General features: G+C 56.3%; 20 protein-coding genes. All 20 read right to left on the bottom strand.

Annotated elements, in window-relative coordinates; all coding sequences use genetic code 11:
* Positions 1-5 precede the first annotated feature (5 nt).
* The 20 genes from EII30_RS02005 to EII30_RS02100 all read right to left on the bottom strand — a co-directional run bounded on the left by EII30_RS02005 (position 6) and on the right by EII30_RS02100 (position 16,787).
* On the bottom strand, positions 6-353 hold the full coding sequence (locus EII30_RS02005; protein WP_124885653.1) for a hypothetical protein: 348 nt from the start codon (positions 351-353) through the stop codon (positions 6-8).
* Positions 354-369: 16 nt separating this feature from the next.
* Positions 370-951 (bottom strand): hypothetical protein, encoded by a 582-nt coding sequence (locus EII30_RS02010; protein ID WP_124885654.1) that lies wholly within the window; start codon positions 949-951, stop codon positions 370-372.
* Between the two features lie 3 nt (positions 952-954).
* Complete coding sequence (locus EII30_RS02015; protein ID WP_124885655.1) at positions 955-2,046, bottom strand: hypothetical protein; 1,092 nt, start codon at positions 2,044-2,046, stop codon at positions 955-957.
* Positions 2,037-2,786 (bottom strand): hypothetical protein, encoded by a 750-nt coding sequence (locus EII30_RS02020; RefSeq protein ID WP_124885656.1) that lies wholly within the window; start codon positions 2,784-2,786, stop codon positions 2,037-2,039. The genes EII30_RS02015 and EII30_RS02020 overlap by 10 nt, the downstream gene beginning before the upstream one ends.
* Before the next feature lie 9 nt (positions 2,787-2,795).
* Positions 2,796-5,912, bottom strand: a complete 3,117-nt coding sequence (locus tag EII30_RS09050; protein WP_124885657.1) for a tape measure protein — start codon at positions 5,910-5,912, stop codon at positions 2,796-2,798.
* 26 nt (positions 5,913-5,938) lie between these two features.
* Positions 5,939-6,256 carry a hypothetical protein gene (locus EII30_RS02030; protein ID WP_124885658.1) on the bottom strand — a complete coding sequence of 106 codons (318 nt, stop codon included), beginning with the start codon at positions 6,254-6,256 and terminating at the stop codon, positions 5,939-5,941.
* 56 nt (positions 6,257-6,312) lie between these two features.
* The gene (locus tag EII30_RS02035) at positions 6,313-6,672 is read right to left on the bottom strand and encodes a hypothetical protein (protein ID WP_124885659.1); all 360 of its coding nucleotides are present in this window, start codon (positions 6,670-6,672) and stop codon (positions 6,313-6,315) included.
* Positions 6,673-6,758: 86 nt separating this feature from the next.
* Positions 6,759-7,340 (bottom strand): hypothetical protein, encoded by a 582-nt coding sequence (locus EII30_RS02040; RefSeq protein ID WP_124885660.1) that lies wholly within the window; start codon positions 7,338-7,340, stop codon positions 6,759-6,761.
* Between the two features lie 17 nt (positions 7,341-7,357).
* Positions 7,358-7,786 carry a hypothetical protein gene (locus EII30_RS02045; RefSeq protein WP_124885661.1) on the bottom strand — a complete coding sequence of 143 codons (429 nt, stop codon included), beginning with the start codon at positions 7,784-7,786 and terminating at the stop codon, positions 7,358-7,360.
* Entirely contained in the window at positions 7,786-8,073 is a 288-nt protein-coding gene (locus tag EII30_RS02050; protein ID WP_124885662.1) for a hypothetical protein, read from the bottom strand. Before EII30_RS02050 ends, EII30_RS02045 begins: the two co-directional genes overlap by 1 nt.
* Before the next feature lie 4 nt (positions 8,074-8,077).
* Positions 8,078-8,437, bottom strand: a complete 360-nt coding sequence (locus EII30_RS02055) for a hypothetical protein (RefSeq protein ID WP_124885663.1) — start codon at positions 8,435-8,437, stop codon at positions 8,078-8,080.
* Positions 8,438-8,439: 2 nt separating this feature from the next.
* Positions 8,440-8,799: a hypothetical protein gene (locus tag EII30_RS02060; protein WP_124885664.1), complete on the bottom strand. Its 360-nt coding sequence runs from the start codon at positions 8,797-8,799 to the stop codon at positions 8,440-8,442.
* Positions 8,800-8,827: 28 nt separating this feature from the next.
* Complete coding sequence (locus EII30_RS02065; protein WP_124885665.1) at positions 8,828-9,100, bottom strand: hypothetical protein; 273 nt, start codon at positions 9,098-9,100, stop codon at positions 8,828-8,830.
* Positions 9,100-10,017, bottom strand: a complete 918-nt coding sequence (locus EII30_RS02070; protein WP_124885666.1) for a hypothetical protein — start codon at positions 10,015-10,017, stop codon at positions 9,100-9,102. The genes EII30_RS02065 and EII30_RS02070 overlap by 1 nt, the downstream gene beginning before the upstream one ends.
* Positions 10,018-10,047: 30 nt before the next feature.
* Positions 10,048-10,407, bottom strand: a complete 360-nt coding sequence (locus tag EII30_RS02075; RefSeq protein ID WP_124885667.1) for a capsid cement protein — start codon at positions 10,405-10,407, stop codon at positions 10,048-10,050.
* Positions 10,408-10,419: 12 nt separating this feature from the next.
* Positions 10,420-12,030 carry a head maturation protease, ClpP-related gene (locus tag EII30_RS02080; RefSeq protein WP_158608632.1) on the bottom strand — a complete coding sequence of 537 codons (1,611 nt, stop codon included), beginning with the start codon at positions 12,028-12,030 and terminating at the stop codon, positions 10,420-10,422.
* On the bottom strand, positions 12,023-13,252 hold the full coding sequence (locus EII30_RS02085; protein ID WP_124885669.1) for a hypothetical protein: 1,230 nt from the start codon (positions 13,250-13,252) through the stop codon (positions 12,023-12,025). The genes EII30_RS02080 and EII30_RS02085 overlap by 8 nt, the downstream gene beginning before the upstream one ends.
* Positions 13,253-13,261: 9 nt before the next feature.
* The gene (locus EII30_RS02090; protein ID WP_124885670.1) at positions 13,262-14,578 is read right to left on the bottom strand and encodes a terminase; all 1,317 of its coding nucleotides are present in this window, start codon (positions 14,576-14,578) and stop codon (positions 13,262-13,264) included.
* A gap of 304 nt (positions 14,579-14,882) precedes the next feature.
* Positions 14,883-15,485 carry a hypothetical protein gene (locus EII30_RS02095; protein ID WP_124885671.1) on the bottom strand — a complete coding sequence of 201 codons (603 nt, stop codon included), beginning with the start codon at positions 15,483-15,485 and terminating at the stop codon, positions 14,883-14,885.
* An 18-nt stretch (positions 15,486-15,503) separates the two neighbouring features.
* Entirely contained in the window at positions 15,504-16,787 is a 1,284-nt protein-coding gene (locus tag EII30_RS02100) for a DNA modification methylase (RefSeq protein WP_199731542.1), read from the bottom strand.
* Positions 16,788-16,877 lie beyond the last annotated feature (90 nt).

Raw genomic sequence — 16,877 nt, forward strand, 5'->3', positions numbered from 1 at the left:
CATTTTTACAGAGCGAGAGCAAAAGCACCCTCAGCAATCCTCACCGTCTCACCACCAGAACCCCAATCCAGCAGCCACACACCAGCCTTCCGGTCAGCCCACGCTGCCGCCGACAAGTCAGCTTTCGACACCACACATGAAGCGAGACCGTCAACGCCACCCTCAACCGTTTTAGACAGCCACTCGACACCAGCCGCCGACATCAGACGCAGCGTACAAACACCTGTCGTCAGATTTTTAGGCGAAAACGTCACCCCGTCAGTGGATTGCTCCCACCGGCACCCCCAATGATTATCGGCACCGCGCCGCAGCACAATATCCTGATACCCGACAGCCTCAGACAAAACAGCCATTATCAACCCCTCACCTTTAGACCGTAGAAAAACCGGCCATAACCGACAGCGCCGCCGTATTACTGCTCGGATACGCATTAAAACGAGTACCCTTCAGCTGCAACTCAACCGCAACATTCCCAGCCAACGGCGCAATCTCGCGCACAAACGCAAGCTGCGCATTAGATCCATACGTGCGAGCAAAAAGCGAAATCGAGCCACGCACAGGCTCGCCCGCAACACCATTAATCAACAATCGCGCCTCAACCTCAGACTCCAAGCCAGCCGCAACACCATGCGCAATCACCGTCGCATTCGCCACCGCCTGCACAACCACACGAGACTTATTAGGCGGAGTAACAATCTGCGTCGAAGCGACGCTCTTCCACACATTCGCGTCCGTCACCGAGAAATTCGTCTCATTCACCTGCGCACCAACATTCGACGGCAAACGAGCCACAAAATCCGCCAACGAATTAACCTGCTCCTGCAACTTACGTACCGCCTGGAAAGTCTCAGTCCCGGTCGCAGTCACCGCTTCACGCGCAGCCCGCGCAGCATCTTCACGCCGCCGCCGCTCCACCGCAAACGGATCATTCGTCCCCAAATTATAGCCCACAGGTTACCCCCTAACGCGTGCCTCACACGTCAACCACTCACCCTCATCACCAGCAACAGACACAATCTTCAAAGGCAGCACCGTTTCACCAAAAAACCAGTCATTCACGTGCAAATTCGCCCAATCACCAGCACGCACCCGCCGATCAGTCGACACCTTAACCGCAATCGAATCCTGACCAGCACCACCACGCACAATCGCCTCACGACAATGCCCCAACAAAGTATCAAGCTCAGACACGCTCGAATGCTCAGACAAAGCCGACTGCAACAGCGGATACCAGCCCTCAGTGCTTCGCATCGCCCGCGCTACCAACACCAGATCGTCCTTCTTCCCACCAGACGCATACACTTGGTTACTGATCGCATCCCCGTCAGTATCAATACTTGACACAATCACGTGACTATCCGGCCGCCGAGTATCCCACTCATGCACCCGATCAACCAGCTCCCGCGCCGCTTCCATACGGAACCGCAGAAACCCCTCACCCGTCAAATACGGAGTAAACCTGATCTCCGGTGCGTTAATCACCCCAGTGAGGTCTTTCAACCGGTCAGACACCGTCGCAAAATCAAACCCGTCATAATTACGGACATTAAACCCAGGCTCTTTCGCCGGCAAATCAAACGGCAAATAACCCCATTTAAGAGCTTCCTCCACCAGATCACGCGCAATCGACGCAAGCGACCCCGACAACGACAGCAGCCAGCCAGCAGCAGGCGAATGCTCATCCAAACGCACCTCGCCATCACGCCATGCAGCAGCAAGATCATGATTCAACACAAGCCGCTTCTCAAACCACGACCAGCCGCCGCCGCAATCGAGCTTCAGCACACCCGTCGCCATATCAAAATTGAAATGCTTCAACGCGCCCGCAAACAACACGTCCTGGCCACGAACCACCGCAACATTCACCCGCCACGGCACAAGATATCTTCGCAACTCCAGCCGCGCCGCCTCTCTCGACCCCTTCACCGTCACCTGCAAACGGCCAGCCGAATTAAGCTCCTCAGTCCAAGACCAAGACGAAGCAGGCAACCGCAACAGCATAGTGCCCTGCGCCGCATCATACACGCGAACCGTTGTCACATCCATGCTGGAGACACCTCAACCTCAAAAATATCGACCCCCGCCATAGACACCGAGACAGTGCCGGGGTCGAGCCGAATCACATCATCACGCTGCAACAGTCCAAAAGAGCACCAGCCGGTGCGACAATCAACCTGCACAAGCTCCTCAACAGCACCATAATCACCAGTCCACACAATGCGCTTATTGCCGACGCTGATCGTCACTTCATCATCATTCGGCTGAAACTTGATCACCGGATATATCGGCTCAGCGCCCTCATTCCGAACATCAAGACGAGACAAAGCAGTAGCAAACCGAACCGGATCACCATACTTCAACGGGTCAGGACACGACACCTGCAACTTAAACGCAAACGCGACCCGCGACAATTGCCTAAACTGCGGCTCCGCCGAAACAAAACCCGAACACGACAACACACCCACCGCATCATCAACAACAACACGCACAACACCGGCACGACACAACGCAGCAAGGCGACGCTTAGCCGCCGCAACCGACACCGTCGACTCGCCCCGATATGCACCACCAACCTCAACAACCCGGTTCTCGCTCGCCCGCATAAGTGGACTGAACGCGCCGTCAAAACCCGGCTGCTCAATAAGCTCATACCGGGGAGCTGGCGGCTCAAACCAGCCACCCAAACCCCCCGCCGTGAGCGCCCAAACGTCAGGAGCTTCGAGCATGCCAACCGTCTCATGATTCCCCGACAAATGAATAACGTCATTCGCAGACACAAGACTCACACGCACTGTTTACCTCCCGATAATCTCAAGCACCTTCTTCGCGACAGCCTCAGGATCATTCGAATACAGATTCACCGTCACCGTGCCACCGTCACCAGAACCAAACCGCCCAGCAGCTGCTGTACGGCCCGGCCGCGCCGACACATTCACACGCGAATCAAACTCCGGCAACAACTCCGCCGCCGCAACAGCAGTCGCCGCCAAATCACCAGCAGCACCAGCAACAGCGCCCTCCATCTGGTTAATACCCGACACAAAACCACGCCCGAGATCATTACCGATTCCCATGAACACACGCGAAGGCGACTTAATACCCAGCAGGCTCTTAGCCCACCCGATCGCACCATTCACGATATTGCCGATAGCGTCAAATACTTTCGTGCCAGCCGACGCAATACCACGCACCAGGCCACCAATAAGGTCAATACCAGCACGCACCAGCTGCGGAATCGCATTAATCAGCGCCGTCAAGATTTGCGGAATCATGCCAATCACAGCCTGAATAATGCGAGGAATCGCACGAATCAGACCAGTCACGATACCCAAAAACAAGGTAATCGCGCCGTCAATCAGCTGCGGCAGCGCCGACACAAGAGCAGTAATCAGACGCGGAACCGCGTCAATCACCGCAACAATAATCTTCGGGATCGCCTGCCCCAAACCGTCAATCAGACCAAGGAACAACTGCACTGCGCCGTCAACCAGCACAGGGATCGCGGACACCAACGCTTCAATAATCACCGGCACAGCAGCGATAACCGCGTCAAGGATCGGAGGAATCGCCGCCGCAAGAGAATCCAAAATACCCATAAACAGAGGTATCACGCCCTCCACCAGCACAGGAATCATGGACACAAGCGACGTGATCAGCGCCGGAATTAGCCCGACCACGGCAGTGATCAACTGCGGAATCGCCTGACCCAACGCCGTCACCAATCCCATAAACAGCTGCAAAGCGCCATTCACCAAAGTCGGAATATTCGCGATCAGATTCGTGATCAGCTGCGGCACCAGAGTCACAACGAGATTAATCACCGTATCCAGCAGGCCAGAAACCATCGGCACAATCGACGTCACCAACCCAGTAATAACCGTAGCGAAAGCTGACGGGTCAAGACCCAGAAAAGCGACAACCCCGCCCGCTGCGATCCACGGCGCAAACCCAGCCAACAAGCCGCCGCCGAGACTACTGAAAAGAGACCCAACGACCGGGAGACTGCTCAACAGGTTAGCGAGCAGGGGAGCAGCAGCCGCCGCCGTAATCCCCAACAGCGGCGCAAACTGCTGCACCTTCGCTACAACACCATCAAGCAGCGAGTTACCCTCAGCAGACCCAGACGAAATCAAATCCTTCAACGCAGTAACCTTCGCAGTGAAAGCGTCCAAGACCGCGACCCCCGCCGCCGCGCCATCCAGCCCAAGAGCTGCCTTAATCGGCTGCACCAGAGTCGTCGCCAACTGCACAACCGCCTTCACCGCATTCGCTCCAGCCTTCACCAACGGAAACTCACCAGCGATCAGTTCAGCACCGAAAATATTGAAAGCCGAACGCATATTAGTGAGCGCAGCCCCCGTCGTATTACCCATCTCAGTCGCCATTTGGCTAAGCGACGTACCCAGAGTATTGATCAGAATATCTGAGGTGATTTTACCCTCAGCAGCCATATCCTTAATCTCCGACGCAGGCACCCCAAGCGCTTCACCCAGCAGAGTGAAAATCGGAATACCGCGCTTAGCAAACTGCGTCAGATCAGCAGAATACGCTTTACCGCCCGCAACAATATCGCCAAACAGTAACGCGATCTCGCCCAACGGTCGGCCAGTAGCCGCCGCCGTATTCTTCAACGTCTCCATATAGCCGACAAGCTGCTCACCCGGTTTAATGCCAGCCGCCAAAGCAGCAGACGCAGCAGCAGCCATATCAGACGACGCAAACGCCGTCCCCTGTACAGACGCTTTAACCGCCTGCATCGCCTGCTCAACAACACCAGCCTCAATGCCGAGACCACGCATCTTCGCCTGCGCATCTTCCAGCGACGACAATCGCGCAAAACCGCCCGCAACACTCGCAGCCAAAGCACCAGTAATACCCGCCGCAATCGCAGCACCCACCGGCTTAAAAACAGCAATCATATTCGACGCAGCAGACGAAGCAAGTCGCGCCGCGCCCGTAAACCCAGACCCGATACCAGACAGCACCGACTGGCCAGCCGACAACGCCGACCGGCCAATCGAGCCAGCCGCCGACGACGCAGCAGACCCAAGCGCCGCAAGCCCAGACCCAACAGACTGCACCGCCGACAAAGTGCCAGTATAAGCGCGACCAATAAACGGCACTCTCGCGACCGTGCTATTCACACTCGACAACACGCCCGCAGTCACCGACTGCACCGAGCGACCAAATCCAGTCACGCCCGACAAACTCGCAGCCAAATGCTTACGCACATTCGCAGACAAACCAGCAGTAGCGCCAGAAACACCAGCCACCGCCCGCGTAACTCCCGGAATACGCGAAACCAGCGGCGCAATATCACGCCGCAACTGCGCAAACACCGACACCCGCGACCCCGCCGCAGACTGAACCCGATTCAGCTCAGCCTGCGCACGAGACAGCCGCTCAGTCGCCGCCCTCACCTGATCAGACGCAGCCGCCAACCCCGCGCCAGCCTTCACAGACCTCGCAGCAGCAGAATCAGCAGCACGCCGCGCCGCCGCCACCCGCTCCTCAGCCCGCACAACCTGCACAGAACCAGCAGCAAACCGCGACCGCGCATCAGCAAGCGCAGCCTCAGCAACACGCACCCGACCAGCAGCATTAGCCTCAGCAACACGCGCCTTAGCCACAGCCTCAGCAGCCCTCACCTGCCCCGCCTGAGCCTTAACGACATCCTGCGAAGCAGCCTCAACCGCCTTCTTCACACCAGCAAGATCAACACGCTTAGCCGCGCCCGCAACACCAGCCGCAAAATTACGGCCAGCCGCAACACCAGCAGCAGCAAACCCCGAAGCTGCGCCCTTACCGCCAGCAACACCAGCAGCCCGCGCCTCAGAAACAACCTTCGCCCGGAAACCCTTAAAAGACGGCACAATTGCCAAATGGCCGGAACCAAGCTCATACCTGCCCATAAAAGCCCCCAATCATCAAGATGCCGTCAATCCTTTATCGCCGACACCTTATTCAGCGTCTCCATCGCTTTCTCAAACTCGGCACGTGAAACAACCTCCGCCGGTTTCACACTCTCATCCCACGGGAAAACTACCGGCGGATCACCCTCATTACCGAGCGCCCGCCACACAGTCGCCACCAGCAAAGCCGAATTAATGCCCTCATACGAGACAACAAACCCGAACCCAGCAACCGCAGCAAATGTGTGACTGCTCCAATCCGAAGCAAACCCCGCATACAGCGACACCGCGAGACCCCAAGACACCGTGTCACCAATATCATCAATCCGGATACGCGCGCGCACCCAAAAGTCATACTCCAGCGCCCTACGATGCGCAGCAAGCGCGTCGCAGAGCTGAATTATTCCCCCAGAGCCGCCCCGTACTTTTCACGCATGCGGATAAAGTACTCAGAAATGAACTGACTACTGGCCTCCAGCTCCAAATCAAGCCACTTATCACGCATCTCATCACTCATTCGCGCAGCCTCAACCAGAGCAATAAAAGCCTGCTCATCCGGCACATCATTATCCTCAATTTTGCGCAGCTCACGCAAAACCCTCAGCGAGAAAAACATCGGCAGCTCATACAGCTCGCCCCCATGCTCAAAAACAAGCTTATTATCGTCCTCGCGGCCACGATACTCGCCGAACCGTTCCTCAAACTCGCGGCGCATCGCCTCAATATCATTCACGTCAATCCGCTCAATCTTGTCACTCATAATTGAATACCTCTTATCGTCAACCCGTTACCAAAAGAAAAAAAGGGGGCAGCCCGCAAGGCCACCCCCTCCCAAAAAAGCAGCCGCTACTCAGCAGGCTGAATCAGCCACTCACCGAAATGCTTACCACCAACAGCCTGCGAAGTCGCAAGCGTAAAAGTCACCTCATAGCCGCGTACACTGCCACGCTCAGGCTTATCTTCCTTCACCGAAGTGATCTGCACATTCGGTGCAACACGCCGCTCCACGACACCGTTCTTGTACACATTCTCGGTGTACAAGACATAACGGGTCGCATGCCCGGCCGCATCATACTCGATATACCCGTTCGAGTCCGGTTTCTTACCAGCAATCAGCTCACGCACCAGATCACTCGTCTCAGCAAGTTTCATCACCACAGTAGCTTTACCCTTGCCAGAAGGAATCTGGTATCCGTCCTCATAAAACTCGATCGGATCACCGTCAGCTTCAAGCGTATACTCAGGAGCGCCGTCCGTAGTCCTCAAACCCAGCGTCTTAAAAGCTTGATCCAGCTCCAGCGCAGGCGCTTTACCCTGCTCAGGAGTCGGAATCCGTGTACCGAAAGGCGCAATAGCGGCCTTACCAGTCACCGGCACACCAACCCGTGCGAGAGTATTCCCCGCCGCGTCCGCGTCGAATCTACCCATTTTCAACCTCCAAAAAATTACGGCACCAGCGTGCCAACAACAACTAAATCAAACAGTGAAAACCAGCGCGCCCGCAACTGCTCATCAACAACCGACATCGCCCCCCGCGATGCAGTCACCGCCGCAACCGGGTTGCCATCAGCCACCCTCGCACAATCACGCACAATCGCATGAACCATCCGTGCAAGCTTCACACAATCATCCGGAAACTCCGGTGTGCCAGCAACATAATTCACACGCACAGACACATCCGACAAATGCAAGTCAGCGTCAGACACAGTCGACACCGCAACCGTCACCAGCTTGTCCGGATAATCCCGCGCCGCAACATCAGGCTCGATAGCAGCAACCTCAACATCATGAAAAAACGGGTCAGGCAACCGCCGCAACTCAGCCCGAATGAAATCGCACAAAAATTTGACAACATCAGCCTGCAAAATACGCATTACTTACCGCCCCGCTGAAACGCAAGCGCCTTCTGAGCCACACCAGAGCGTGCCTCAACTAGCGTCGACTTGCCGTCCTCAAACTCGACACGACCAACCCAACGCCGCTTGCTCTTACGCGGCTTAGCTTTAATCCCATCACGATAAGCACCAGTATCCACCGGTGCAATCGCGCGAGCCGCCGCAGCCACGCCCTCAGCCTCAGCCATAACCGCCTGCCGCATAGCACCAGACAGGCCAACCTGCCGGAAAAAGTCATCACTCAACCGAACTTCGGGCTTCGACACACGATCACCCCGTAACCTCATCAAGCGGCATCTCGCGCACCGGCTGCCAGCCAGTAAACGGATTCACGTCAGCGACCGGGGCGACCCTCACCTCAAAGTCAGGCAACCGGCCACCAGGCGCGACAGAAATCCCGTCACCCTTCACAACATCCGCTGCCGGATTATCCAAAAACAGCGACTTCTCCGTAATGGACTGCAACCGCTCAGGCGAACGCGCATCCACCATAGACCCAGAGCCGATAAAAGCGCCGGGAATCTCATCAATCTCGGCATCATGCCAAGACCCCCGACGCTTCCGATCCGGATTATACGGATCAGGGAGAAGCGGTCGTCGCCACCGATACACCGAGCTATTAAACCGCATGCTTACGACCTTCCCAACCGGCGCGTCAGATCAGACGGTGGAAAAATCCCGCGCGGCAAACCGTCAAGCCCCGAATGGCCAGCCACCGCAACGATACGCTGCAACGCCAGCCGATCCTCCGCCGTGAAAAACCCGCTTACCGACTCATACCGCACCGAAGCATTACCGACCGACTGTGCAGCAACTGCTGACGAGCCGCGCTTAGCAACCTCCGCCGCGATACCGGAAAGCACCGCAACGGCACGGTCACGCAACCCCTGGTCTTCGACAGTTAGGATGCCTGGCGCGATCCCGTCAGCATAGGCGAGCACTCGTAACGCGACCGGCTGCGGTACACCAACTAAATCAGAAACAGCTATCACACCAGACTCCTAACTATCGAAACATCGCCTATTTGCTTCGGCTGCCTTTACCGGTCGAAGCCTTAGCAGGCTCAGCAGCAAGTTCAGGCTCAGCCTCAGACTCAGACTCAGCATTTGCAGCAGGCTCAGACTTAACTGGAGTCACCGGCTCAACCAGGCCAGCATCCAAAGCATGCTCAATAGACACAGCAGTAAACTGGCTCACATCAAGCACCGCGCCACCGTAAAAGTAACGCTCGCCACCGTCCACAGTCTCCAAAACCACAGCAGCAGCAGACACAAAAACACGCTTAGCAGTCATTAATTAAGCCCCGATCCAGTAATAGCAACACCAGCAGACGAATCAGTCACAATCGGCACACAAACGCGACGAGCACGCAGCTTATAAGTATCGCGGTCTGCATCACGAATTGTCGAAGCCTCGACACCGTAATGCCCAGCAGCAGTAAACTCTGGAGATTTGATCTTCTGATCAGCCACGCCGCCCAGCAGGTCACGATCCACAAGCAGTGGATTCTTACCCTTAAAGTAAGGCGTGGTAACCCAAGTGAAACCGAACACCTCAATCGGGGCAGTCCCATTCAGCACTGTGTTGCCGTTCTCGCGAGGCAGCGCGTTCTTATCCAGAAGCAGACCCTGCACCTTCGCGAAATGAGCAGGAGCAAGAACCACCGTATTAAGATTAATGCCAGTGCCAAGCTCAGACCGATCATTAGCAGCAGCAAGCAGCGACTCCAGAATAGCGCCCGGAGTAGTCCAAGCAGACCCAGCAAAAGTGCTAGTAAGCTTCGACGCAATCACAGACATCGCCACCGAATCAACCTGCTTCACAACGCTATTTGCGAGACGTTGCAGACCAACATTCACAGCAGCAATACCCTCATTAGTCACCTGCTCATCAGTGACCTCAGAGCCGATGCCCCATTTGACAGTCCTTGCAGACATCGGATCCCCGTCCGATAGGGTGCTATTCGGGTACTCGCCACCAGGCGCGACCTCACGAGGCACATCATCCGCAAAAAGCGGCTGGCCGTTCTTGTAAAAAGCGGCACCATTCTTCGCCTCATATCGGCCAGGCAGCAGGTAATCCGCGATGAACTTCTGATCGACCAGCTGAAGCACACGCTTCGCAATCAGATCAGGATTAGACAGCAGCTGATGAATCTGCTCAGTGGACAGCACGCCCTCAGGCGCGCGCACAGGATAAGTGAATCCCATAGAAAACTCCTTTAGCTTCCCACACCCCGATTACCGGAGCGCAACCTCAATAAAACCGGCACCTGACGAGCCAGACAGCACCAGGCCGATACCGTCACCTGAATCAGCAACAGCAGCCTTACCCGCCGCCGCTGCCTCAACCCGCGCACCAGCAGTAACTGCGCCGTCAACCTCAACGCGCTGCACACCACCGCTGAACACGGTTACTCGCTCGCCCGCCTTAACAGTCTCCGCGACAACGCCAACCACCTTTGTGGATTTAGCAGTCGCGGGCTTAATCAAATAATTGCCGCTCACCTCGACAAGCTGGCCAGCCGTAACCGCCTCGCCCGCCGTAAAAGTAACCGCCGCACCCGGCTGGAAAACCGGCAAATATTCCCTCTTAGCCATTACAGCCCCTTCCTATCTTGTACCCCAAGCGGTATTAAAAATCTTCTCCGCCTCAGACAGACCCTCAACCTCATCAAGACCAGAGCCAACCTCAGCCAACGGCACCGCTCCAGAAGTCAGCGACGCAAGCAGCGCCGCAGTATTAGCCTCATCAACATTAAGCCGATCCAGCCACTGGCTGCTAGAAGCAGGCGAAATCTTACCCGCCTTCACCGCGTCAGCCACAAGACCCTCACGCCTCGCAACATCAGCCCTCGCGCGAGCCTCACGACCCGCCGCAGCATCAGCCTGCAGCTCAGCAAAAACCGCTTTATCGACAGTCACAACACCATCAACATCAGCCGCCGACGCTGCAGGCTCACCAACCGGATCAGCCACAGCATCAGGCTCAACAGCATCAGCCACAGCCTCCGCCGCCTTCACCAAATCCTCCACAGCCACAGCCACGTCATCAAGCGCAAGCCCCTCATCAAGCCCAAGCAGCTCACGCACCCTTACAACGAATTCCTCAGCAGTCACCTCAGAACCCCCCTCATCATTAATCCGTGGAGCAGGAGCCGCAGCCCGCCCCGCATAATTGAAAACCGACAAATCAAACCGAGCCGACGCAGAAGGCGCGTCCACCCATGAATCCGCAAGGCCAGCCAGCACAGCCTCCTCGGCCGTGAACCACGTCTCGACAGCCATAAGCTCGCGCCAATGCTCCTTAGACTTACCCGTCCTCGCAGCATAAGTAGCAGCAATCGAGTCACTGCACTTCTCCAGAGCCTTCGCCGCGCTCTCCAAATCACGCGCATCGCCCTCGCCCCATGACCAAGCGTCATGGATCATCATCTGAGCGCCGCGATTCATCACGATGCGGTCACCAGCCATCGCAATCACCGATGCAATCGACGCAGCAAGCCCGTCAACCGTCACCTCAATGCGCGCCTTATGGCGACGCAACGCATTCATTATCGCAATTCCCTGGAAAACATCGCCACCGGGGGAGTCGATATGCAGTTCGATCACGTCCACATCAAGCTGATTCAGCTCCTCAATAAACGCCTTCGACTCAGTCCCACCCCACCCAATATGGTCGTAAATACTGATCACGCCAAGCTTTGCGGCACCCTGATCCGGCTTGCTGGCCTGCATACTAAACCAGCGCCGCGACTTAACCCCCGCCGCCGACCTGACACTATTATTCACACTCGGCTCCTTCACAAACTCCGCACGAGAATCCCAAACAGGCTCCTCCGCATACCACTTCTCGATCCCCTCAAACGAATGCTGAGGACGACCATCCGACTCAGCCCGACGCAAACACTCACCCTTGCCAGGATCAACAACAACAACCCGCGCCCCAAAATCAAGCCACGCAGCCACCGCCGCCGCATCAATAAAAGACTGCACAATATAGGCAGAATCCGACACCCCGCGCCGGATACGCGAAATCGCGCCCTGCCTCGCAGCAAACGCGACCTCACGCACCGCCACCGGCGCATCATGCGGCACCGTCGACCCAAACGCGCGCGCCAAAAGGTCATAGTCAACAACCGGCTCACCCGGCTGCCTAACCGACTCAACCCACGCAGACTTACCAGACGCAGGCGCACCAACAACAACCGTGATCTCAGACACCAGCACCCCCGTCCTTACGCACAGGCAGCCCATACTTAGACCGCATGAACTCCTCCAACTGGCCGTCCACCGTCACCGCGCCAGACTCAATCAACAGCTTCACAGCCTCCGCTGTCGCCGGAGCCTGAGCACCAATCGGCTCACACACAATCTGAGGAGCAGGCATCGACTCACCAAAATTCAAATCCACCAAATCCTCAATCACATGCTGCTGCACAACATCCGCAATCGACCCAGCCACAGAATTAAGCGAATTAGTGAAAAAATCCGCGAACGTTGAACCCAAAGCCCAAGATCCAGTCTCAGTGCCCAGATTCAAGAAATGCGCAAGCACGGCACGCGCAATCTGCTCATCGTAATACCGGATCGGCACATTCATATCCGGCAACTCACCAGACACACCCAACAGCTTCAGCTCAGCGCCAGCAGGCAGCGACGCGCCCGCAGTATCGCCAGCCCTAAACTCCGTCGCGATCTTCAACCCCGACGCAAGCTCAGCCTCACGCCACCGCTTCGCAGCATCCTCAGAAGTGCCCTCTGGCACCGGCGCACCAACATAAACTGGTACACCGAGACCATTACGCTCAGCAGACACAGCCTGCACCCTAAGCGCCCGATCCTTCAATAGCCAATTCTTATAGGCAGGACGCAGCAGCGAACTGCCGAACCAGTTGCCGCCCTCACGCTCATTAACGTAAGCGACAAGCCGCGAAACCGGGATCGTATCCTCAGACCCATGCTGCTGGATACCGACAAGACCGCCGTCACGCGCCACCTTAATCTGACTAATCGTCCCAGGCGGCCGCCAAGCAAGCTTACGCAATCTGACACGGTCACCGTCAATGCGATACACCTGCTCAAAAAACGAATGACCAAAAACCAGACAAGTCAAAGCCAAGCGCAGATGCTCGCTCCAGGAAAAACGGTCACGCTTACGCAAAGGAGCAACCGGAGGCCGCCCCTTAACAGGCAAACCCAGATCAGCCGCAACAAGATCAACAACCTCATCACTCGCACCAGCAGGATCAAGATGCCACGTCGCCGACCGGATCGGAGCCGTCACAGCACGCAGCACAGAACCCACCTGCGCATCCTCCAATCGCATCCGGTTAAAAATACGCACACTATTCGGATGCTGCAACTCAGGATTAGACTCAACCTCATTCGCGATCGAACCCCAGCCCGCAAGCTCACCAACCTGATAGCCTTTCTCGCGCGCCATCAACACCCCCTAAAAACTAACCGACCGGAAATCAACCCCCGCCGAAACAGCATCCATACGGTCTCCAGCCCTCACAACCTCAGCAGCAGGCGGCGGCTCATGATCCACCGTCGCCGGTGCCGCATGCTCCAAAGCCCAAACTGCTTCTGCGACCGCGACCAGCGACGCAATATCAACCAGCGACCCCTTGCGATCCCACACACGCACCTCACCGAGATGCCTCGCAACCGCAAAGTCAGCAGCCATATTCAACACCGGCTGATCAAGATGCTTGAACTGTCCCTGAAACACCAGATCATGCATACCGCCGCAGCAGCCGCCGAGACCAACAGACCCGCCAACTTCTACGACACGGAAACCCGCATCATGCAAAGGAGCAACAAACTCGCTAACCGGGGCACCGCGCGGCTGCAAAGCCACATCCCAACAGTTTTGTGCCTCAGCAAGCCTATGCAGAAAGTCGATCACCCAAAGCGACCCGGCACGCGCCGCAATCACCTCACCATGAATCAACCCATCGTCACGATAACCAGCAACCGCGACATAAGTCATCTGCCGATCCTCAGAAATATCAATCGCAAACATCAGCCGCGACCCCGGCGAAATCTCCGACCCCGAATCAGCGCACTCGCTCCAGCTGTCCCGAGGTAAATACGGCTCAACCATCGCCTCAACCCACTGGCACAGCGACTCAGTCCGGAAAATATGTTCAGGCTCAGTACGCGAATCAGTCAACAACTTCTCAACCCGCAAATGCGAATACCCAATGGATGGATTAGCCTGCAAAATACCGTCAACATCATCGACAGCACACCCATCCGGCGCAGACCATTCAAAAAGCGCGTGCGTTATCGAATGCTGTTTAGCCCAATCCTCAACCGAAAGAAGCCCCGGCACGACCTTACTATCCCAATCATTCACCGCCTGCAGCAGATTCTCACGCTGCTCACTCAAAACCACCGACGAATTATCGCCCGCATTCGAAATACCCCAAAGCTGCGAATTAAACTTCGCGCTGTTCGCCTTCGCCGTCGCCGACCAGGTATCCCAAGTATTCTGCTCGCGCAGCTCGTCCATCACAACGCGATCCGCTGCCTTACCGCGCCCGCCGCGACGGTTCGCAGCACGCACCTGATACTGAGCGCCGTTCTTCAAGCGAACAGCCTTTTGCCCATTCTTCCGAACCGGCGGCTTTGTGCGAGCCTTCAACGCAGGAATCGCGAAAACCTCATCCTCGCCAAACCGTCCCTCATCGGGATCACAAAAACGCAGCGCCTTATCCCACGACTCCTCGGCAATATCAAGATTCTGTGCAGTACCCAACACTAAGAAATCCTGCGGAGGAGCCTCCACCGGGAAAGCCTCAGAATCCACAAAAAGCCAATACAGCGTCAACACATTCAACAATGTTGTTTTGCCATTCTGTCGAGCCACAAGAACAATTACACGATCAAACCGGTAACTGCCGTCCTCGTTCAACTCCAGCGCATGAATCAAGAGCCATTTTTGCCAGGGAAACAGCTTAATCCCAAGTACTTCATCAGCAAACGCAATCACCGAAAAGCCGAGCGACGTCTCCTCATTCAGCTCACGCAAAGGCTTAGTCCAAAACCGAGGCTCCGTAAACCCCTTAACCCGGCTTCGCTGCCTTGCGCCGCCTGAACTTAGCAAGCTCATCATCACCCTCCACAACAGCCGGAACCGCCGCTTTAGCAACCTCACCCCGCGCCTCCGGAGTCGCCCCAAGCTCACGCAAAACATTCATCAAATGCGGAACAAGATAAAGCGCCTTCATCTCAACCGTACGGTCACCCGTATCAGCAGCAGCATCAATCGACGCAGCAATCCGCCGCGCAGTCTCAGCCGCCGCCTCATCAACATCACGCAACGACACACACTTAAGCGTCGCCTCAACCGCGCCACCCATACGCGACCGAACCGGCACCCCCGACAAACGCACCCGCTCCCGCGACAAAGACACCGCAAGCTCGACAGCCTTCTCGTCACCACGCAACGCCTTAGCCCAAACCGCCTGCTGCAAGCGGTTAAGCCGATCAAGCTCAACCTCACGAACCGTCGCCGCCTCAACCGCATGCCCCTGAGCTTTACGCGCTCGCGCAATCGCCGCCACCGTAGACTGGACAGTCTTAAACCCAAGATTCTCACGAATCACCGAGATCGCAACACCAGCACGGCACAAATCCAGAGCCTTCAAATCCTTCTCGACAGACAAGAAAACCCCTCACCTTACTCAATCGACGAAAGACACCTCAACACCATCACGCACAGGCACGACACCGGTGTGCTGCTGGAAACGACGGCAAATAACATCCGCATACTTCTCGTCAAGCTCAACCAGCACCGATTTAACGCCCGCATGATGCGCAGCGATAAGAGTTGACCCAGACCCGCCGAATAGGTCAAGAACGACCCCCCCCGGCCTGCAACTATTACGCAGCATCGGCTCAATCAGCTCAACAGGTTTCATCGTCGGATGCTCCCGCGAAGCCTGCGGTTTCGCCACATTAAACACCGTCGTTGCTTTATTATCGCCATGCCAATTTTCGCCACCACGCCCAAGACGGCCTTCACCACCTGGCGCAAACCCATAAAAGAACGGACAATAATCATCAACCTCATCAGGCACAACAGTCTCAATAATCGGCTCATGCTTCCAGTGATAGTCAGCGCGACCCATAACAAGAGCATTCTTCACCCAAATAAGCGTCTGCCTTAAACGGAACCCAGCAGCCTCCAACTTCGCCTGAAACGCTGGCCGAACCAGATCAGCATGAGCAATATATACCGGCGCACCAGGACGCGCAGCAACCATAATAGTGCCAACCGCGTCACCAAAAATAGCTACCGCATCCTCCAGCCCATCATTCTTAATCGTCAGCCGGTCAGAAGTACCACCAACATAGCTCACACCATAAGGCGGATCAGTCCAAACACAATCAGCACCCGCCGGATCAACCGACCGAACAACCTCATCAACCAAATCCACATCAGCACAAGAACCAACAATCAGACGATGCTCACCCAGCTGCCAAACATCACCCAACCGCGACACAGAAACACCCTCCGACACCGACGGCACAGCATCAACATCAGACAACGCAACCGGCACAGCAAGCTCACGAACAAGCGCATCAAAATCAGACCCCGAATAACCCGTACCATCCAGATCACCAGCAGCCTCCAACACCGCCAACAAATCTCCCAGATCATACCCACCAAGATCAGCAATCCGATTATCCGCCGCCACAATCTGCGCCGCCTCATCAGCAGCCACATCCACAAACACACACTGAATCTCAGACCAGCCAAGACCCCGCGCCGCCCGCAAAGTATGATTCCCAGCCAAAACCTCATTCGCACGCCCAGTCTTAGACCCAGCATTAACCACAATCGGCTTATACTGGCCACGCTTCTCCAAAGACGCAGCAATAGCATCAACATCACCCCGGCGCGGATTACCCTCAAACTCGACAAGCTCACCAACCGGAACAGAAACAACCCGCAACTCAAACAAAACAACAAACCTCTCAACAAACCCGCGAAGGGGTACAAAAAACTAAGGGGGAAAAGGCCACCCCACGGCGGGGCTTGGCTGGGGTGGGGG

The sequence above is a fragment of the Leucobacter sp. OH1287 genome (assembly GCF_003859945.1).
Taxonomy (GTDB): domain Bacteria; phylum Actinomycetota; class Actinomycetes; order Actinomycetales; family Microbacteriaceae; genus Canibacter.